The organism is Streptomyces sp. bgisy159, assembly GCF_057707805.1.
In genome coordinates, this window is sequence record NZ_JBYIQX010000012.1 from 127,195 (window position 1) to 144,657 (window position 17,463).

Annotated in this window: 11 protein-coding genes; 7 read left to right on the forward strand and 4 right to left on the reverse strand. The window is 73.4% G+C overall.

Features of this window, described 5'->3' with window-relative positions; translation table 11 throughout:
• Nucleotides 1–455: 455 nt before the first annotated feature.
• From AC3ET3_RS14800 to AC3ET3_RS14825, 6 genes are all read left to right on the forward strand, one after another.
• Complete coding sequence (locus tag AC3ET3_RS14800; RefSeq protein ID WP_435612297.1) at nt 456–4,526, forward strand: bifunctional nitrate reductase/sulfite reductase flavoprotein subunit alpha; 4,071 nt, start codon at nt 456–458, stop codon at nt 4,524–4,526.
• A gap of 136 nt (nt 4,527–4,662) precedes the next feature.
• The gene (locus AC3ET3_RS14805) at nt 4,663–8,604 is read left to right on the forward strand and encodes a glycoside hydrolase family 2 TIM barrel-domain containing protein (protein ID WP_435612282.1); all 3,942 of its coding nucleotides are present in this window, start codon (nt 4,663–4,665) and stop codon (nt 8,602–8,604) included.
• A 122-nt stretch (nt 8,605–8,726) separates the two neighbouring features.
• Complete coding sequence (lpdA, locus tag AC3ET3_RS14810; RefSeq protein WP_432133821.1) at nt 8,727–10,139, forward strand: dihydrolipoyl dehydrogenase; 1,413 nt, start codon at nt 8,727–8,729, stop codon at nt 10,137–10,139.
• A 76-nt stretch (nt 10,140–10,215) separates the two neighbouring features.
• Nucleotides 10,216–10,674: a DUF7144 family membrane protein gene (locus AC3ET3_RS14815; protein ID WP_435612283.1), complete on the forward strand. Its 459-nt coding sequence runs from the start codon at nt 10,216–10,218 to the stop codon at nt 10,672–10,674.
• A 114-nt stretch (nt 10,675–10,788) separates the two neighbouring features.
• Nucleotides 10,789–12,261, forward strand: coding sequence for an AlkA N-terminal domain-containing protein (locus AC3ET3_RS14820; RefSeq protein WP_432156471.1), 1,473 nt, complete (start codon nt 10,789–10,791; stop codon nt 12,259–12,261).
• 6 nt (nt 12,262–12,267) lie between these two features.
• Nucleotides 12,268–12,792, forward strand: a complete 525-nt coding sequence (locus AC3ET3_RS14825; RefSeq protein WP_435612284.1) for a methylated-DNA--[protein]-cysteine S-methyltransferase — start codon at nt 12,268–12,270, stop codon at nt 12,790–12,792.
• A gap of 30 nt (nt 12,793–12,822) precedes the next feature.
• On the opposite strand, the gene AC3ET3_RS14830 is transcribed toward AC3ET3_RS14825, so the two are convergent.
• The 3 genes from AC3ET3_RS14830 to AC3ET3_RS14840 all read right to left on the reverse strand — a co-directional run bounded on the left by AC3ET3_RS14830 (nt 12,823) and on the right by AC3ET3_RS14840 (nt 15,218).
• Nucleotides 12,823–13,548, reverse strand: a complete 726-nt coding sequence (locus AC3ET3_RS14830) for an SIR2 family NAD-dependent protein deacylase (protein ID WP_435612285.1) — start codon at nt 13,546–13,548, stop codon at nt 12,823–12,825.
• 74 nt (nt 13,549–13,622) lie between these two features.
• Nucleotides 13,623–14,114: an NUDIX domain-containing protein gene (locus AC3ET3_RS14835; RefSeq protein WP_432133825.1), complete on the reverse strand. Its 492-nt coding sequence runs from the start codon at nt 14,112–14,114 to the stop codon at nt 13,623–13,625.
• 18 nt (nt 14,115–14,132) lie between these two features.
• Nucleotides 14,133–15,218 carry an ADP-ribosylglycohydrolase family protein gene (locus AC3ET3_RS14840; RefSeq protein ID WP_432133826.1) on the reverse strand — a complete coding sequence of 362 codons (1,086 nt, stop codon included), beginning with the start codon at nt 15,216–15,218 and terminating at the stop codon, nt 14,133–14,135.
• 168 nt (nt 15,219–15,386) lie between these two features.
• Between AC3ET3_RS14840 and AC3ET3_RS14845 the strand changes: the two genes are divergently transcribed.
• The gene (locus tag AC3ET3_RS14845) at nt 15,387–16,535 is read left to right on the forward strand and encodes a glycerate kinase (RefSeq protein WP_435612286.1); all 1,149 of its coding nucleotides are present in this window, start codon (nt 15,387–15,389) and stop codon (nt 16,533–16,535) included.
• 87 nt (nt 16,536–16,622) lie between these two features.
• Here AC3ET3_RS14845 and pssA read toward each other — a convergent pair whose 3' ends face one another.
• Nucleotides 16,623–17,441: a CDP-diacylglycerol--serine O-phosphatidyltransferase gene (gene pssA / locus AC3ET3_RS14850; RefSeq protein WP_432133954.1), complete on the reverse strand. Its 819-nt coding sequence runs from the start codon at nt 17,439–17,441 to the stop codon at nt 16,623–16,625.
• Between the last annotated feature and the right edge of the window lie 22 nt (nt 17,442–17,463).

Here is a 17,463-nt window from a genome sequence, read left to right on the forward strand (position 1 = left end):
GGGCCGCCCTCCCCGCCGCGCCGCCGTCGCAGCACCCCTGACCGAATGCGCGGACCTGCCCCGGCCGTCGTCACTCACGTTGCCCGGCCGTCGCCGTTCACGTCGCCCGGCCGTGGTCACTCACATCGCCAGGTCGTTGCCGTTCACATCACTCGGCCACCGTCGCTCACATCGCCCGGCCATTGTCGTTCACACCGCCCGGCCACCGCCGCTCACACCACCTGGCCCCCCTCTGTGCGCCGCCCTTAACCCCTGGCGGCGAGTGCGGGAGACACCTGCGTAATCCGTCCTCCGTACCGTCGACCATGGCCCTGACCAGGGCGATCGGCGAAACGAAAGGGGCGCGCGTGGCCGTGCCGGACTCCTGGACCGACGACGTGACCGAGCGGACCGAGCGGACCGACCGGGCGACCCGGGTGCGCACGGTCTGCTCGTACTGCGGCGTGGGCTGCGGCATGGTGCTCGACGTCGGCATCGGCCCGGACGGCCGCCGCACGGTGCTGAAGGCGTCCGGCGACAAGGACCACCCGGTGAACGCCGGCCGGCTGTGCACCAAGGGCGCCACCACCGCCGACATGCTCGCCGCGCCCGGCCGGCTGACCACCGCCCTGGTCCGCCCCGACCGCGGTCAGGAGCCGGAGCCTGTCCCGGTGGCCGAGGCAGTCGCCGAGACCGCGGCGCGGCTGCGGGCGATCGTCGATGAGCACGGCCCGGACGCCGTCGCCCTCTACGTCTCCGGGCAGATGACCCTGGAGGCCCAGTACCTGGCGAACAAACTCGCCAAGGGCTACCTGCGCACCAACCGGATCGAGTCCAACTCCCGGCTGTGCATGGCGAGCGCCGGCACCGGCTACAAGCTCTCCCTGGGCGCCGACGGCCCGCCCGGCTCGTACGAGGACCTCGACCGCGCCGACCTCTTCCTGGTCATCGGCTCCAACATGGCCGACTGCCACCCGATCCTCTTCCTGCGGATGATGGACCGGGTGAAGTCGGCCGGCGCCAAGCTCGTCGTCGTCGACCCGCGCCGCACCGCCACCGCCGAGAAGGCCGACCTCTTCCTGCAGCCGCGGCCGGGCACCGACCTCGCCCTGCTCAACGGCCTGCTTCACCTGCTGCACGCCGACGGCCGCACCGACCCCGACTTCATCGCCGCCCACACCGAGGGCTGGGAGGACATGCCCGCCTTCCTCGCCGACTACCCGCCCGCCACCGTCGCCGGGATCACCGGAGTCCCGGAGGCCGATCTGCGCGAGGCGGCCCGGCTGATCGGCGCGGCGGGGGAGTGGACCAGCTGCTGGACCATGGGCCTGAACCAGTCCACGCACGGCACGTGGAACACCAACGCCCTGGTCAACCTGCACCTCGCCACCGGGAAGATCTGCCGCCCGGGCAGCGGCCCGTTCTCCCTCACCGGCCAGCCCAACGCCATGGGCGGCCGCGAGATGGGGTACATGGGGCCGGGGCTGCCGGGCCAGCGGTCCGTCCTCGTCGACGCCGACCGCGCCTTCACCGAGGAACTGTGGGGGCTGGAACCGGGGACCCTGCGCGCCGACGGGGTCGGCCGGGGCACCGTCGAGATGTTCCGGAAGATGGCCGACGGCGAGATCAGGGCCTGCTGGATCATCTGCACCAACCCGGTCGCGTCCGTCGCCAACCGCAGGACCGTCATCGAGGGCCTGGAGGCCGCCGAACTGGTCGTCGTCCAGGACGTCTTCGCCGAGACCGAGACCACCGCCTACGCCGACGTCGTGCTGCCCGGCGCCCTGTGGACCGAGACCGAGGGCGTCCTCGTCAACAGCGAGCGCGGTCTCACCCTCGCCAGGGCCGCCGCCGACCCGCCCGGCGAGGCCACCGCCGACTGGCGCCTCATCGCCGTGGTGGCCCGGGCCATGGGCTTCACCGAGGGCTTCTCCTACGACAGCGCCGAGCAGATCTTCGAGGAGATCAAGCGTGCCCACAACCCGGCGACCGGCTACGACCTGCGCGGGGTGACGTACGACCGGCTGCGCGCGGCCCCCGTGCAATGGCCCGCCGCCACGCCGGACGGGCCCGACCGCAACCCGATCCGGTACGTCGACGCGGACACCGGCGCCCTCACCTTCCCCACCCCGAGCGGCCGGGCCGTCTTCCACGCCCGGCCGCACCTGGAACCCGCCGAACTGCCCGACGACGACTACCCGTTCGTCCTCAACACCGGGCGGGTGCAGCACCAGTGGCACACCCTCACCAAGACGGCCCGGGTGGCCAAGCTGAACCGGCTCGCCCCGGGGCCGTTCGTGGAGATCCACCCCGAGGACGCGGCGCGGCTCGCCCTCGCCGACGGCGACCGCGTCGAGGTCGCCTCGCGGCGCGGGCGGGCCGTGCTGCCGGCCGTCGTCACCGACCGGGTGCGCACCGGGAGTTGTTTCGCACCCTTCCACTGGAACGACCTGTTCGGCGAGTACCTCAGCGTCAACGCCGTCACCAGCGACGCCGTCGACCCGCTCTCCTTCCAGCCGGAGCTGAAGGTCGCCGCGGTGTCGCTGACGAAGGTGCCGACGCCGGCGAGCGCGCGGCCGCCCGCCGGACCCGACCCGGTGATCGTGCCGACCGCCGGCCGGCCGTCCGCCGCCGCCTTCGGCCTGGAGCCCGCTCCGCCGCCCGTGCTCGGCGAACGCGAACGGAGCTACCTCGTCGGCTTCCTCGCCGGCATACCGGCCGGGGCCCCGGGCGTCCCCGTGCTGCCCCCCGACGCCCCGTTCAGCCCGGAGCACGCCCTGTGGGTCAACGGCGCCCTCGCCGGCATGTACTCGCGGACCGCCCCGGCCCCGGCCGGCCCCGCCCACGGTGCCGGGGCCACCCGGCGGGTGGTGATCCTCTGGGCCTCGCAGACCGGCACCGCCGAGGAGTTCGCGGCCGCCACCGCCGAACGGCTCGGTGCGGGCGGCCACGCCGCCTCCCTCCTGGCCATGGCCGACGCGGACCCCGGCGCGCTCCCCGACGACGCCGACCTGCTGCTGATCACCAGCACCTTCGGCGACGGTGACGCCCCGGACAACGGCGCCCGCTTCTGGGACGGCCTGACCGCGCCCGACGCCGGACGCCTGGAGGGACGACGGTACGCGGTCCTCGCTTTCGGCGACTCCTCCTACGCCGACTTCTGCGGGCACGGACGTCGGCTGGACCGGCGGATGGGCGAGCTGGGTGCCGTCCCGCTGGCGCCGCGCGCCGACTGCGAACCGGACTACGAGGCGCGGGCGGAGGCCTGGCTGGACCAGGTGCTCGTCGCGCTGCGGGAGGCGAACCCCGCGGCGGCCGCCCCGACGCCCGCCCCCGCCCCGGCGGCAGCCCCGACGCCCGCCCCCGCTCCGGCGGCAGCCCCGACGCCCGCCCCGGCCTTCGCCCGGCCGCGGCCCCGCGCCGGGCGCCCGGCCCCCGTCACGGCCCGTCTGACCGGCAACCGCCTGCTGGGCCGCCCCGGTTCCGCCAAGGAGGTGCGCCGCTTCACCTTCGACACCCGCGACGGCGGGACCCCGCTCGCCTACGAGGCCGGCGACGCCCTCGCCGTCCATCCGACCAACTCGGCTTCTCTGGTGCGGGAGTGGCTGGCCGTCACCGGGCTCGACGCGGACACCTCCGTCCGGCTGGACGCAGCGGGCGAACTCGCCCTCGGGGACGCGCTGTCGCGCCACCTCGACATCACCCGCGTCACCCCGGCGCTGCTGCGCTTCACCGCGGACCGGGTCCGCGACCCGCGCGAGCTGCGCAAGCTGCTGCGCCCCGACAACAAGGGCGAGCTGGCGAAGTGGTCGTGGGGCCGCCAAGCCGTCGACGTCGCCGCCGAGTTCGGTGTCCGGGCCGCGGCCCAGGAGTGGGCGGACGTGCTGGGGCGGCTGCAGCCGAGGCTGTACTCCATTTCGTCGAGCTCCCTCACCGATCCGCACCTGGCCTCGCTCACCGTCTCCGTCGTGCGCTACGAGAACCTGCGCGGCCGGCTGCGCCAGGGTGTGTGCTCACCGTTCCTCGCCGACGCCGAGCCCGGCACCGAAGTGCCCGTCCACGTGCGGTCCTCCCCGCACTTCCGCCCGCCGGCCGACCCCCGCACCCCGATGGTGATGGTCGGCCCCGGCACCGGTGTCGCGCCCTTCCTGGGCTTCCTCGACGAGCGCCGGGCCCGCGGCCACCGCGCCCCCAACTGGCTGTTCTTCGGGGAGCAGCGCCGGGCGACGGACTTCTACTACGAGCAGGAGCTGACCGCCCACCTGCGGGACGCCACCCTGACCCGCCTGGACACCGCGTTCTCCCGCGACCAGCGGGCCAAGGTCTACGTCCAGGACCGCATGCGGGAACACGGCTCCCAGCTGTGGTCCTGGCTGTGCGACGGCGCCCACTTCTACGTCTGCGGCGACGCCTCCCGGATGGCCAAGGACGTCGACCGGGCGCTGCGCGACATCGCCGTCCTGCACGGTGGTCTGGGCGAGGACGAGGCGACGGCGTACGTCAAACAGCTCACGGCGGACAAAAGGTACGTACGAGACGTTTACTGAACCGAGTTGTGACCGCTCAGCGTTGAAATTCGGTCAGTTCGGCGCGTTGAGGCTCGCTTCGCTCAACACAATCGGACAAGATCTGACGCACCTTGCTCCGCACCGCCGTACTGTCCGTCCTCAGGAAGGTCACGGTATGCCGCACCCGCACGCGTCCCCCACGGGCCGTCCCGTCAGCCGCCGCCGGCTCCTGGAGGGCTCCGCCGCCGTCCTCGGAGCCCTCGCCCTGACCGGGGCGCCGGCCGCCCACCGCGCCGACGCCGCGGAGACCGGTCCCGAATGGAACGGCCGCATCGACCTCTTCCGGCTCGGCACCGAGCCCCCGCACACCACCCTCATGCCGTACGCCACCCTCGGGCAGGCGCTGGCCGCCGACCGCACCCGCTCCCCGTACCGCAAGAGCCTCGACGGCACCTGGAAGTTCGCCTACGCCGACCGCCCCGACGACCGCGACCCCGACTTCCACCGCACCGACCTCGACGACAGCGGCTGGGACACCATCCCGGTCCCCTCCGTCTGGCAGCAGCACGGCCACGACTTCCCGATCTACGTCAACATCACCTACCCCTACTGGGGCCCCAACGGCCTAGGCGAGGACCCCCAGCCGCCCCACGCCCCCACCCGCTACAACCCCGTCGGCCAGTACCGGCGCACCTTCACCGTGCCCCGCTCCTGGTCAGGGCGGCGCACCTTCCTGCACTTCGAGGGCGTGAAGTCCGCGCACTACGTGTGGGTCAACGGCACGATGGTCGGCTACCACGAGGACTCCTTCACGCCCGCCGAGTACGACATCACCGACCACCTCAGGCCCGGCAGCAACCAGATCGCGGTCGAGGTCTACCGGTACTCCGACGGCGACTGGCTGGAGGACCAGGACATGATCCGGCTGAGCGGCATCTTCCGCTCGGTCTACCTGTACTCCACCCCGCCCGTGCACCTGCGCGACTTCAAACTGGAGACCCCCCTGGGGGACGGATACACCTCCGCCGAACTGGCGGTGACGGCGAGCGTCCGCGACCGCACGGGCTCCGGCGGGCCGCCGACGGCATCCGGTGGCCCGGACACGGGATCCCGTCGCCCGCATGCCGGATCCGGCGGTGTGTACACCGTCGACACCATGCTGTACGACGCCGACGGCCACCCCGTCTGGTCCCGCCCCCTGCGCCGGACCGCCGACCTCGGCTCGGCACCGGCCGGCCAGGACGTCACCGTGCGCGGCGCGAAAGCCGTCCCCGCGCCCCGGCTCTGGTCGGCCGAGGACCCCTACCTCTACACCGCCGTGCTCCAGCTGCGCGACCCGTCCGGCCGGGTCGTCGAGACCCTCTCCCACCGCGTCGGCCTGCGCGAGTTCGCCCTGAAGGACGGCCTGATGCGCGTCAACGGCCGGCCCGTCTCCCTGCGCGGCACCAACCGGCACGAGATGCACCCCGACCGCGGCACGGCCCTCACCCGCGCCGACATGGTCCGCGACATCGAGGTCATCAAGCGGATGAACATGAACTCCGTCCGCACCTCGCACTACCCGGACAACCCGGTCTGGCTCGAACTCGCCGACGAGTACGGCCTCTACCTCGTCGACGAGACCAACCTGGAGACCCACGGCATCCGCGGCCAGTACCCCGGCAGCCACCCCGACTGGAGCGCCGCCTGCGTCGCCCGCGCCCAGAACATGGTCCACCGCGACAAGAACCACGCCTCGGTGGTCATCTGGTCCCTGGGCAACGAGGCCGGCGGCGGCAGCACCTTCGCCGCCATGTACGCCTGGATCACGTCCTACGACACCACCCGCGTCGTCCAGTACGAGGGTGACGACCGGCCCGGCGTCAGCGACATCCGCTCGGAGATGTACGACAGCCCCGCCACCGTAGAGGCCCGCGCGAAGAACACCGCCGACACCCGGCCGTACGTCATGATCGAGTACGCCCACGCGATGGGTAACTCCACCGGCAACCTCGGCGAGTACTGGGACCTCGTGCGCCGCTACGACGTCCTCCAGGGCGGCTGGATCTGGGACTTCGCCGACCAGGCCCTGCGCCGGCCCACCCCGGTGCGCCAACTCCTCACCGAGAGCGGTCCCGGACGGGTTCGCGGCGAGGTCATGGCCTCCCACGCCCGCTTCGACCGCGAGCGCGGCGTCTCCGGCGCCACCGTCTTCGCCCGCGACCCCCTGCTGGAGATCACCGGCTCGCTCACCCTGGAGGCCTGGGTCACCCCGCACGTCACCGGCTACCACCAGCCCATCGTCGCCAAGGGCGACACCCAGTACGCCCTCAAGCAGACCAACCGCACACTGGAGTTCTTCATCCACGGCGACGGCCAGTGGATCAGCGCCGGTTGGGCCCTGCCGGACGACTGGACCGGCCGCGAGCACCACATCGCCGGCGTCTTCGACGCGGACGCCGGCACCCTCACCCTGTACGTCGACGGCTCGGTCCGCGCCACCCGCACCACCACCCGCCGCCCCAGCGGCAACACCGCGCCCCTCGCCCTCGGCAACGACACCGACAACCCCAGCCGCGAGTTCAGCGGCACCATCCGCCGCGCCCGGGTCCACGCCCGCGCCCTGAGCGCCGCCGAACTCGCCTCCGACGACCGCGGCCCGGGCGACGACGGTGTCCGCTTCTGGTTCGACGCGGCGACCGCGCAGGTCACCGAGCGCGAGCCCGCCGAGGAGACGTTCCTCGCCTACGGCGGCGACTGGGGCGACAACCCCAACGACGGCAACTTCGTCGCCAACGGCATCGTCACCGCCGACCGCGAGCACACCGGCAAGGCCGCCGAGGTCAAGCGCATCTACCAGGCCATCGGGGTCACCGCGGGCGCCCGGCCGGGCCAGGTCACCCTCACCAACGAGTACCTCTTCACCAACCTCCGCTCCTACGACGGCAGATGGGCGCTGGTCGCCGACGGCCGGACGGTGGACCACGGGAAACTGACCCGTGACCAGCTCGACGTGGCACCCATGACCGGCAAGGAACTCGCCCTGCCCGTGCGGCTCCCCGCCGACCCCGCGCCCGGCGCCGAGTACTTCCTCGAACTCTCCTTCACCACGCGGGAACCCACCCCGTGGGCGAAGCCCGGCTTCGAGGTGGCCCGCGCCCAGCTCCCGCTCGACGCCGGCGCCCCCGCGGTCACCCCCGTTCCCCTCGCCGAGGTCCCCGCCCTCGGCTACGACGACGGCGCCACGGCCGTCACCGTCACCGGCGACGGCTTCACCGTCACCGTCGACAAGCGGCGCGGCGTCATCACCGACTACCGGGCCCACGGCGTCCCTCTGCTCGTCTCCGGGCCCGAGCCCAACTTCTGGCGGGCCCCCACCGACAACGACCGGGGCAACGGCCAGCACACCCGCAACCGCACCTGGCGCGACGCCGGCCGCGACCGCACGGTGACCGGCGTGCGGGTGCGTCCGCTCGGCGACCGAGCCGTCGAGATCAAGGTCGACGGGATCCTGCCGACCGAACCCAAGGCGTCGGCATACAGCACAACGTATACGGTCTTCGGCAACGCCGAGATCAAGGTGGACAACACCCTGCGTCCCGGCGCCGCGAACCTGCCGTACATCCCGGAGGTAGGCACCCTGCTGTACCTCCCCGGCCGCCTCGACCGGCTGCACTACTACGGCCGGGGCCCCGAGGAGAACCACTGGGACCGCCACGACGGCACCGACGTCGGCCTGTACTCCGGCGCCGTCGCCGACCAGGGCACCCCGTACATCCGCCCGCAGGAGAACGGCAACCGGACCGACGTCCGCTGGGCCGCCCTCACCGACCGCCACGGCGTCGGCCTGCTCGCCGCCGGCGAACCCCTCCTGGAGGTCAACGCCTCCCGCTTCACCCCGGAGGACCTGTCCGTCGGCGCCCGCCACGCCTACCAGCTCGACCCCCGCGAGGAGATCGTGCTCCGGCTCAGCCACCGCCAGATGGGCGTCGGCGGCGACAACAGCTGGGGCGCCCACACCCACGACGAGTACAAACTGCTCGCCGACCGCGACTACGCCTACACCTACCGGCTGCGTCCGCTGACGGACCTGTCCCGGGCCACCGCGACCGCCCGCCGGCCGACCGCCGTGGAGTGACGCCGGGCCGCCGCGTCTCGCGATCTCCGCCACACCTCGATGATCTCTGTGGCGGAGGTCGCCGGGGAGCGGAACAATCCCCCACGGAACGGCACACAGAACCGAGGGAAGAGGAAGCTCCCATGGTCGAGCAGGACGAGCGATTCGACGTCGTCGTACTCGGAGCGGGACCCGGCGGCTACGTCGCCGCCGTCCGCGCCGCCCAGCTGGGCAAGCGCGTAGCGGTCGTGGAGGAGAAGTACTGGGGCGGCGTCTGCCTGAACGTCGGCTGCATCCCCACCAAGGCCCTGCTGCGCAACGCCGAGCTCGCGCACATCGTCACCCGCGAGGCCAGGACCTTCGGCATCAAGGTCGACGGACAGATCTCCTTCGACTACGGCGAGGCCTTCCGCCGCAGCCGCAAGGTCGCCGACGGCCGTGTCAAGGGCGTCCACTACCTGATGAAGAAGAACAAGATCACCGAATACGACGGCCGCGGCACCTTCCTCGACGACCACACCCTCCAGGTCACCGGCTACGACGGCAACACGGTCACGCTCGGCTTCGACCACTGCATCATCGCCACCGGCGCCACCCCCAAGCTGCTGCCCGGCACCAAGCGCAGCGCCCGCGTCGTGACCTACGAGGAGCAGATCCTCGCCGAGGACCTGCCGAGTTCGGTCGTCATCGCGGGCGCCGGCGCCATCGGCATCGAGTTCGCCTACGTCCTGCACAACTACGGCGTGAAGGTCACCGTCGTCGAGTTCCTGGACCGCATGGCCCCGCTGGAGGACGCCGAGGTCTCCGCCGAGCTGGCCCGCCAGTACCGCAAGCTGGGCATCGACGTGCTCACCTCAACGCGCGTCGACGCCATCGACGAGTCCGGCCCGCAGGTCCGCGTCACCGTCACCGGCAAGGACGGCGCCCAGCAGGTCCTGGAGGCCGACAAGGTGCTCCAGGCCATCGGCTTCGCCCCGAACGTCACCGGCTACGGCCTGGAGAACACCGGCGTCAAGGTCACCGACCGCGGCGCCATCGACGTCGACGGCCGCTGCCGCACCTCCGTCCCGCACATCTACGCCATCGGCGACGTCACCGCCAAGCTCATGCTGGCGCACGCCGCCGAGGCCATGGGCGTCGTCGCCGCCGAGACGATCGCGGACGCGGAGACCATGGAACTGGACTACGCCATGATCCCGCGCGCCACCTACTGCCAGCCGCAGATCGCGAGCTTCGGCTACACCGAGGCCCAGGCCCGCGAGCTGGGCCACGACGTCAAGGTCGCCAAGTTCCCGTTCACCGCCAACGGCAAGTCGCACGGCCTCGGCGACACCACCGGCTTCGTCAAGCTGATCAGCGACACCAGGTACGGCGAGCTGCTCGGCGGCCACCTCATCGGCCCCGACGTCACCGAGCTGCTGCCCGAGCTGACCCTCGCCCAGCAGTGGGACCTCACCGTCCACGAGGTCGCCCGCAACGTCCACGCCCACCCGACGCTCGGCGAAGCGGTCAAGGAGGCCGTGCACGGCCTGGCCGGCCACATGATCAACATGTAGCCCCGCGGGCGGGGCCGGTCACCCGGACGGCCCCGCCGCGCTCGCCGCCCCCGCCGGCGCGGGCTGTGCTGAGCGTATGAGCACTGGATCCACCCCCGACCCGCGCGGCGACATCGGCACCTCCTGGTCCGCCCCGCCGCCCGGGCGTTCCGGCCGGTCCGACGACTGGGTCACCGGAGGCGTCGCCTTCGCCGGTGTCCTGATGCTGTGCAGCGGCGTCCTCGCCGTCCTGCAGGGCATCGCGGCCATCGCCGAGGACGACGTCTACGGCCGCATCGGCTCCTACGTCTACGAGTTCGACCTCACCGGCTGGGGCTGGATCCACGTGATCCTCGGCGCCCTCGTCGCCGCCACCGGCGCCGGCCTGCTGGGGAACGCCCCGTGGGCCCGCCTCGTCGGCATCATGCTGGCCTCGCTGAGCCTGGTCGCCCAGTTCCTGTTCCTGCCCTACCAGCCGCTGTGGTCCCTCGTGGTCATGGCCATCGACGTGTTCGTGATCTGGGCCCTGGCCGCCCGCCGGGAACGGACCGCCTGAACCCCGGTTCGCCGGGCCCGGGCGCGGCGGACCCCACGGCCCCGCCAGGACGATGTCGGATTCCTGCCAGCCCTGACCCACCGGGTGCCCGATGCTGGACGCATGCAGAACGGGATGCACCTCGACCGGGAGCGCTGTGTGCGCGCCGTGCGGTCCAAGGACGCGCGCTTCGACGGCTGGTTCTTCACCGCCGTCGTGACCACGCGCATCTACTGCCGGCCCAGCTGCCCCGTGGTACCGCCCAAGCCCCAGAACATGACCTTCTTCCCGAGCGCCGCCGCCTGCCAGCAGGCCGGGTTCCGCGCCTGCAAGCGGTGCCGCCCGGACACCAGCCCCGGCTCCCCGGAGTGGAACCGGCGCGCCGACCTCGTCGCCCGCGCCATGCGGCTGATCGGCGACGGAGTGGTGGACCGAGAGGGCGTCACCGGCCTCGCCGCCCGCCTCGGCTACAGCACCCGGCAGATCGAACGGCAGCTCCTCGCCGAGGTCGGCGCCGGCCCGCTCGCCCTGGCCCGCGCCCAGCGCGCCCAGACCGCCCGCCTCCTCGTCGAGACCACAGCCCTGCCCATGGCGGACGTGGCCTTCGCCGCCGGCTTCGCCTCGATCCGCAGCTTCAACGACACCGTCCGCGAGGTCTTCGCGCTCTCCCCGACCGACCTGCGGTCCCGCGCGCCCCGACGGCTCGCCGGCCCCGCCGGCCGGGGCACCCTCCAGCTTCGGCTGCCGTTCCGCGCCCCCCTCAACCCCGACAACCTCTTCGGCCACCTCGCCGCCACCGCCGTACCCGGCGTGGAGGAGTGGCGGGAGGGGGCCTTCCGGCGCACGCTGCGGCTGCCGTACGGGCACGGCGTCGTCGCGCTGACCCCCACCCCCGACCACATCGCCTGCCGGCTCACCCTGAGCGACCTGCGCGACCTGACCGTCGCCATCAGCCGCTGCCGCCGCATGCTCGACCTGGACGCCGACCCGGTCGCCGTCGACGACCAGCTGCGCGCCGATCCGCTGCTGGCACCGCTGGTCGACAAGGCGCCCGGCCGCCGGGTGCCGCGCACCGTCGACGAGGCGGAGTTCGCCGTCCGGGCCGTGCTGGGCCAGCAGGTCTCCACGGCGGCCGCCCGCACCCACGCCGCCCGCCTGGTCACCGTCCACGGCGAACCGGTCGACGACCCCGAGGGCGGCCTCACCCACCTCTTCCCGGCCCCGGACGCCCTGGCGGGGCTGGACCCCGAGACCCTGGCGATGCCCCGCACCCGCCGCACGACCCTCACCACACTCGTGGCCCGCCTCGCCGACGGCAGCCTCCACCTGGGCGCCGACAGCGACTGGGCCGAGGCCCGCGCCCGGCTGCTGGAGCTGCCCGGCTTCGGCCCCTGGACGGCCGACGTCATCACCATGCGCGCCCTCGGCGACCCCGACGCCTTCCTCGCCACCGACCTCGGGGTCCGGCGCGCCGCCCAGGGACTGGGCCTGCCCGGCACCCCCGCCGCCCTCACCGCCCGCGCGGCGGCCTGGCGGCCCTGGCGCGCCTACGCGGTCCAGTACCTGTGGGCGACCGACGACCACCCCATCAACTTCCTCCCCGTATGAGTCCCCATGAGTCCCCATGAGTCCCCGGACAAGGACAGCCCAGTGAGCAGCAAGCAGCACACCGTGATCGACAGCCCCTACGGCCCGCTCACCCTGGTCGCCGACGACGGCGTCCTGTGCGGCCTCTACATGACCGACCAGCGCCACCGCCCGCCGCAGGAGACCTTCGGCGTACCGGACGACACTCCGTTCGCGGCGGCCGAGGAACAGCTCCGCGCCTACTTCCGGGGCGAGCTGAAGGAGTTCGCCCTCGAACTGCGCCTGCACGGCACGCCCTTCCAGCGGCGCGTCTGGGAGCAACTGCGCGCCATCCCCTACGGCGAGACCCGCAGCTACGGCGAACTCGCCGCGGCCCTCGGCAACCCGAACGCCTCCCGCGCCGTCGGCCTCGCCAACGGCCGCAACCCCATCGGCATCATCGTGCCCTGCCACCGGGTGATCGGCGCGGGCGGCTCCCTGACCGGCTACGGCGGCGGCCTGGGCCGCAAGCAGCGCCTGCTCGACTTCGAGGGCGCCGCCGCGCTCTTCTGACCGGCCCGCCTCGGGCCCTTGCGACGGCCCTCAGCGGGCCAGCTCTGCCAGCAGCCGCGGCAGCGCCGTGCCGATCGGCTCCCGGACGACCTCGTCGGCTATCTCGTCGTACGGGGTCGGCTCGGCGTTGACGATGACCAGCCGCGCCCCGTGGTCGGCGGCGACCTGGGCCAGGCCCGCCGCGGGCTGCACCCGCAGACTGCTGCCCACGGCGAAGAACACCTGGCACGCCTTGGTGATCGAGACCGCCTCACCGAGGACCACCGGGTCGAGCCGTTCACCGAACATCACGGTCGCCGACTTCAGGATCCCGCCGCACTCCAGGCAGGGCGGGTCGTCCTCCCCGGCCTCGACCCGGGCCAGCGCGTCCTCCATGGGGCCACGCGTGTGGCACGCGGTGCACACGACACCGCGCGCGCTGCCGTGCAGTTCGAGCACCTTGCGGGCGGGCATCCCGGCGAGCTGGTGCAGACCGTCCACGTTCTGGGTGAGCACCCGCACCGGCACCCCCGACCGCTCCAGCTCGGCCACCGCCCGGTGGGCGGCGTTCGGCTCGGCCCGCAGCGTCCGGTTGCGGCGCCGCAGCTGCCAGGAGCGGCGGCGGATCTCGGGGTCGCCCATGTAGTACTCGTAGGTGACGAGCTTCTCCGCCTCCGGGTCCTTGCGCCACAGCCCGTTCGGCCCGCGGTAGTCGGGGATCCCGGAGTCGGTGGAGATGCCGGCGCCGCTGAGGAGGGCGACGAGGGGCCTGTTCATGCACCCGAGGGTAGGCCGGGCCCGCCGGGCCGGGCGAACGGATATTTGGGCCGCCGCCCCGCTCGGCCGCCCGCTCAGCCCACCCGCCGGCCGTTCTCCAGCTCGGCCGTGCCCATGCCGTCCGCGAGCACGTCCAGCGCCACGTGCACCCGCCGGCCGAGCGCCCCCAGCAGATGGCCGGTCAGGTCCTCGCGGGCGACGAGCCGCCAGGACAGCAGCTCCGACTCCTGCAGCCGGATCGCCTTGAGGTCGTCCTCGCCGAGCACCCCGCCGTCGTAGACGTACGCCACGACCGGCGGCCGGTCCGCTCCGTGCACCCAGTCCACGGCGAGCAGCCGGCCGAGTTCCCGGTCCAGGCCGATCTCCTCCATCGACTCCCGGCGCGCGCCCTCGCGCGGGGTCTCCCCGGAATCCGACTCGATGGTCCCGCCGGGCAGCGCCCAGCCCTCCCGGTAGTTCGGCTCGACGAGCAGCACCCGCCCCTCGGCGTCCCGGAACAGGGCGGCGGCCCCGGCGAGCACCCGGGGCAGGGAGGCGATGTACGCGGCGTAGTCGTCAGTGGTCACCCCGTAAGGGTAGCCAGCTCAGCGGGCGGCCCGGGCCTCCTGCCGGATCAACCGCACCGTCCGCCCGGCCAGTTCGCTGATCCGGATCCCGTCGAACCCGAACACCGCGCTGCGCACGGTGTCCCGCAGCGGTTCCGTCCACCGCGCGGGGATGCCCGCCGCCCCGGCGCGCACGCCCGCCACCGAGCCGGCCGTGGCTCCGTTGGAGTCCGTGTCCAGTCCGCCGCGCACGGTGAGCGCGACGGTGCGGGTGAAGTCGTCGTCGCCGTGGAGGAGCCCGGCGGTGAGGACGGCCGCGTTGGGCACGGTGTGGATCCAGCCCAGCCCCGCCGTCTCCTCCTCGACGGTGGCGAGGGTGTCCGCCCAGGACAGACCCGCCTCGTGGAGGGACATCACCCGTCGCACGGTCCGCGCGAGCCGGCTGCTCGCCGGCACGACCGCCAGCGCCTCGTCCAGTGCGGCGCGGACGGTGGGCGCGGTGAACGCCGCCGAGATCAGCGCGGCGGCGAACATGGCGCCGTAGACGCCGTTGCCGGTGTGCGACAGCACCGCGTCCCGCCGGGCCAGCGCGGCCGCGCGTGGTGGCGCGCCCGGAGAGGTCCAGCCGAACACGTCCGCGCGGATCAGTGCGCCGATCCACTCCTGATACGGATTGTCGTACGTCGCCGTCAGCGGCGGTTTCAGCCCGTTCGCGAGGTTGCGGTAGGCGGCCCGCTCCGCGGTGAACGTCTGCAGGTACGGCAGCCGGAGCAGCCACAGGTCGCCGACCTGCTCGGTGGAGAAGCCGAAGCCGTGGGTCTCCAGCAGGTGCAGGCCGAGCACGGCGTAGTCGACGTCGTCGTCGCGGCAGCTGCCGTCGATCCGGCCGCGCACGCACTGGCGCCACTCCGGGCGCAGCTCGGCGGCGGTCGCCTCGTCCGGGGGCTCGGGGAGGTAGTCGGTCAGGGGCAGGGCGGCCGCCTGCCGCAGATAGCGGTCGATCCGGTCCCGCGTCCACAGGTCGCCCCGCTCGACCGGCTTGCCGAGCATGTTGCCCGCGATCCGGCCGAGCCAGCCCCCGAGGACGCGGTCGGCGAGCTCCTGCTCGGTGCCCACAGCGGTCATGAGGACAGGTTTACCCGATCCCCGCGTCGGGCACGCCGCGCCGGGCCGCGCGTGCCGGTGTCCCACGGTCCGGGCAGGGCATGACGGCGGGCGCGTGGTGAGGTTAAGGTCACTGCGGCGCGACTGGCCCTGACGTGCGCGGGGCCCGGAGAGCAAGGGGATGGCAAGGTGGCTCAGGCTGCAGTGCACGGCACCCGACGGGTGCTCGTTGCCGCGGACAAGTTCAAGGGCTCGCTGACGGCCGTACAGGTCGCCGAGCGGGTGACGGCCGGGCTGCGCAGGGCCGTGCCGGACGTCGAGGTCGAGGCGCTGCCGGTGGCCGACGGCGGCGACGGCACGGTCGACGCGGCCGTCGCGGCCGGGTTCGAGCGCCGCGAGGTGCGCGTCGCCGGCCCGCTCGGCGACGAGGTGACCGCGGCGTTCGCGGTGCGCGGCGACACGGCCGTGGTGGAGATGGCGGAGGCCAGCGGCCTGCAGCGGCTCCCGGCGGGGGTCTTCGCACCGCTCACGGCGTCGACGTACGGCTCCGGAGAGGTGCTGCGCGCCGCGCTGGACGCGGGGGTGCGCACCATCGTGTTCGGGGTCGGCGGCAGCGCCACCACGGACGGCGGGGCGGGCATGCTGTCCGCGCTGGGCGCGCGGTTCCTGACGGCGGACGGCGAGCCGGTCGCCCCGGGCGGCGGTCTCGCCGGTCTCGCGCGGGCCGACCTGTCGGGGCTGGACCCCCGGCTGTCCTCGGTGGACCTGGTCCTGGCGAGCGACGTCGACAACCCGCTGACCGGGCCCACGGGCGCGCCGGCGGTGTACGGACCGCAGAAGGGCGCCTCGCCCGACGACGTGGCGGCCCTGGACGCGGCCCTCGCCCACTTCGCGAAGGTGCTGGAGACGGCGGTCGGCCCGGAGGCTGCCGAGTACGCGGCGGCGCCGGGCGCCGGCGCCGCCGGGGGCATCGGTTACGGGGCGCTGCTGCTGGGCGCCCGGTTCCGCCCCGGCATCGAGGTGATGCTGGACGTCCTCGGTTTCGCGCCCGCGCTGGACCGGGCCGAGCTGGTGATCACCGGTGAGGGCTCCCTCGACGAGCAGACCCTGCACGGCAAGGCCCCGGCCGGGGTCGCCGCGGCGGCCCGCGCCGCCGGCAAGGAGGTCGTGGCGGTCTGCGGCCGGCTCGCCCTGCCGCCGGAGGTTCTGGGCCGGGCCGGGATCCGCCGGGCCTACCCGCTGACGGAGCTGGAGCCGGACGTGGCGAAGTGCATCGCGGACGCCGGGCCGATCCTGGAGCGGGTCGCGGAACGGATCGGCGGGGACTTCCTGACCTGAGGGATGCCCGTACGCCGGAAGGGCCCCGAACCTCACGGTTCGGGGCCCTTCCCACGTCAAGCGTCCCAAGCGTCGGTGCCGAGCCGCTTACGGCAGCTGCGCCGCCCGTGCCTCACGCCGGTTGTCGCGGAAGTTGTTCACCCGGCGGGCCGTGGCGAACAGCGGGATGACCGCGCCCATGACCAGCTGCAGCGCACAGCCCGTCTGCAGCAGCAGCTGGCCGCTCGGGGCGTCGAACGCCCAGGCGGCGAGCAGGCCCATCGACAGCACGATCCAGGAGAGCATGGCGCCGGCGAGGCGGCCCCGCGGCTTCGGGTACTCCACCCGGCTCACCATCAGCCAGGCAGTGCCCAGGATCGCCAGGAGCGTCGCCACGAAGGGCAGCTCCAGCAGCACGATCGAGACCACGGTCAGCGCGCCGAAGGGGGAGGGCATGCCCTGGAACATGCCGTCCTTCATGGTCACGCAGGAGAATCTCGCGAGCCTCAGCACCACCGCCAGCAGCACCACGATCGCGCCGACCGCCGCCACCCGCTGGTGGGCGTCGTCGGCGACCATGCCGTAGACCAGGACGAAGTACGCCGGGGCCAGGCCGAAGCTGATCAGGTCGGAGAGGTTGTCCAGCTCCGCGCCCATCGGTGAGCTGCGCAGCTTGCGCGCCACCAGTCCGTCGAAGAGGTCGAACACCGCCGCGCACAGCATGAGGATCACCGCGGTGGCCGCGCTGTGGCGGGCCATGCCGGTCTCCTGGCTGCCGGTCAGGTGCGGGATCAGGATGCCGGTGGTGGTGAAGTACACCGCCATGAAGCCGCACGTGGCGTTGCCGAGGGTCAGGGTGTCCGCTATCGACAGGCGGAGGGAGAGGGGCATCTCCTCCTCTTCGTCCACCTCGTCGGCCTCCGGCACCCAGCCGGTCTGTGTCTCGGGG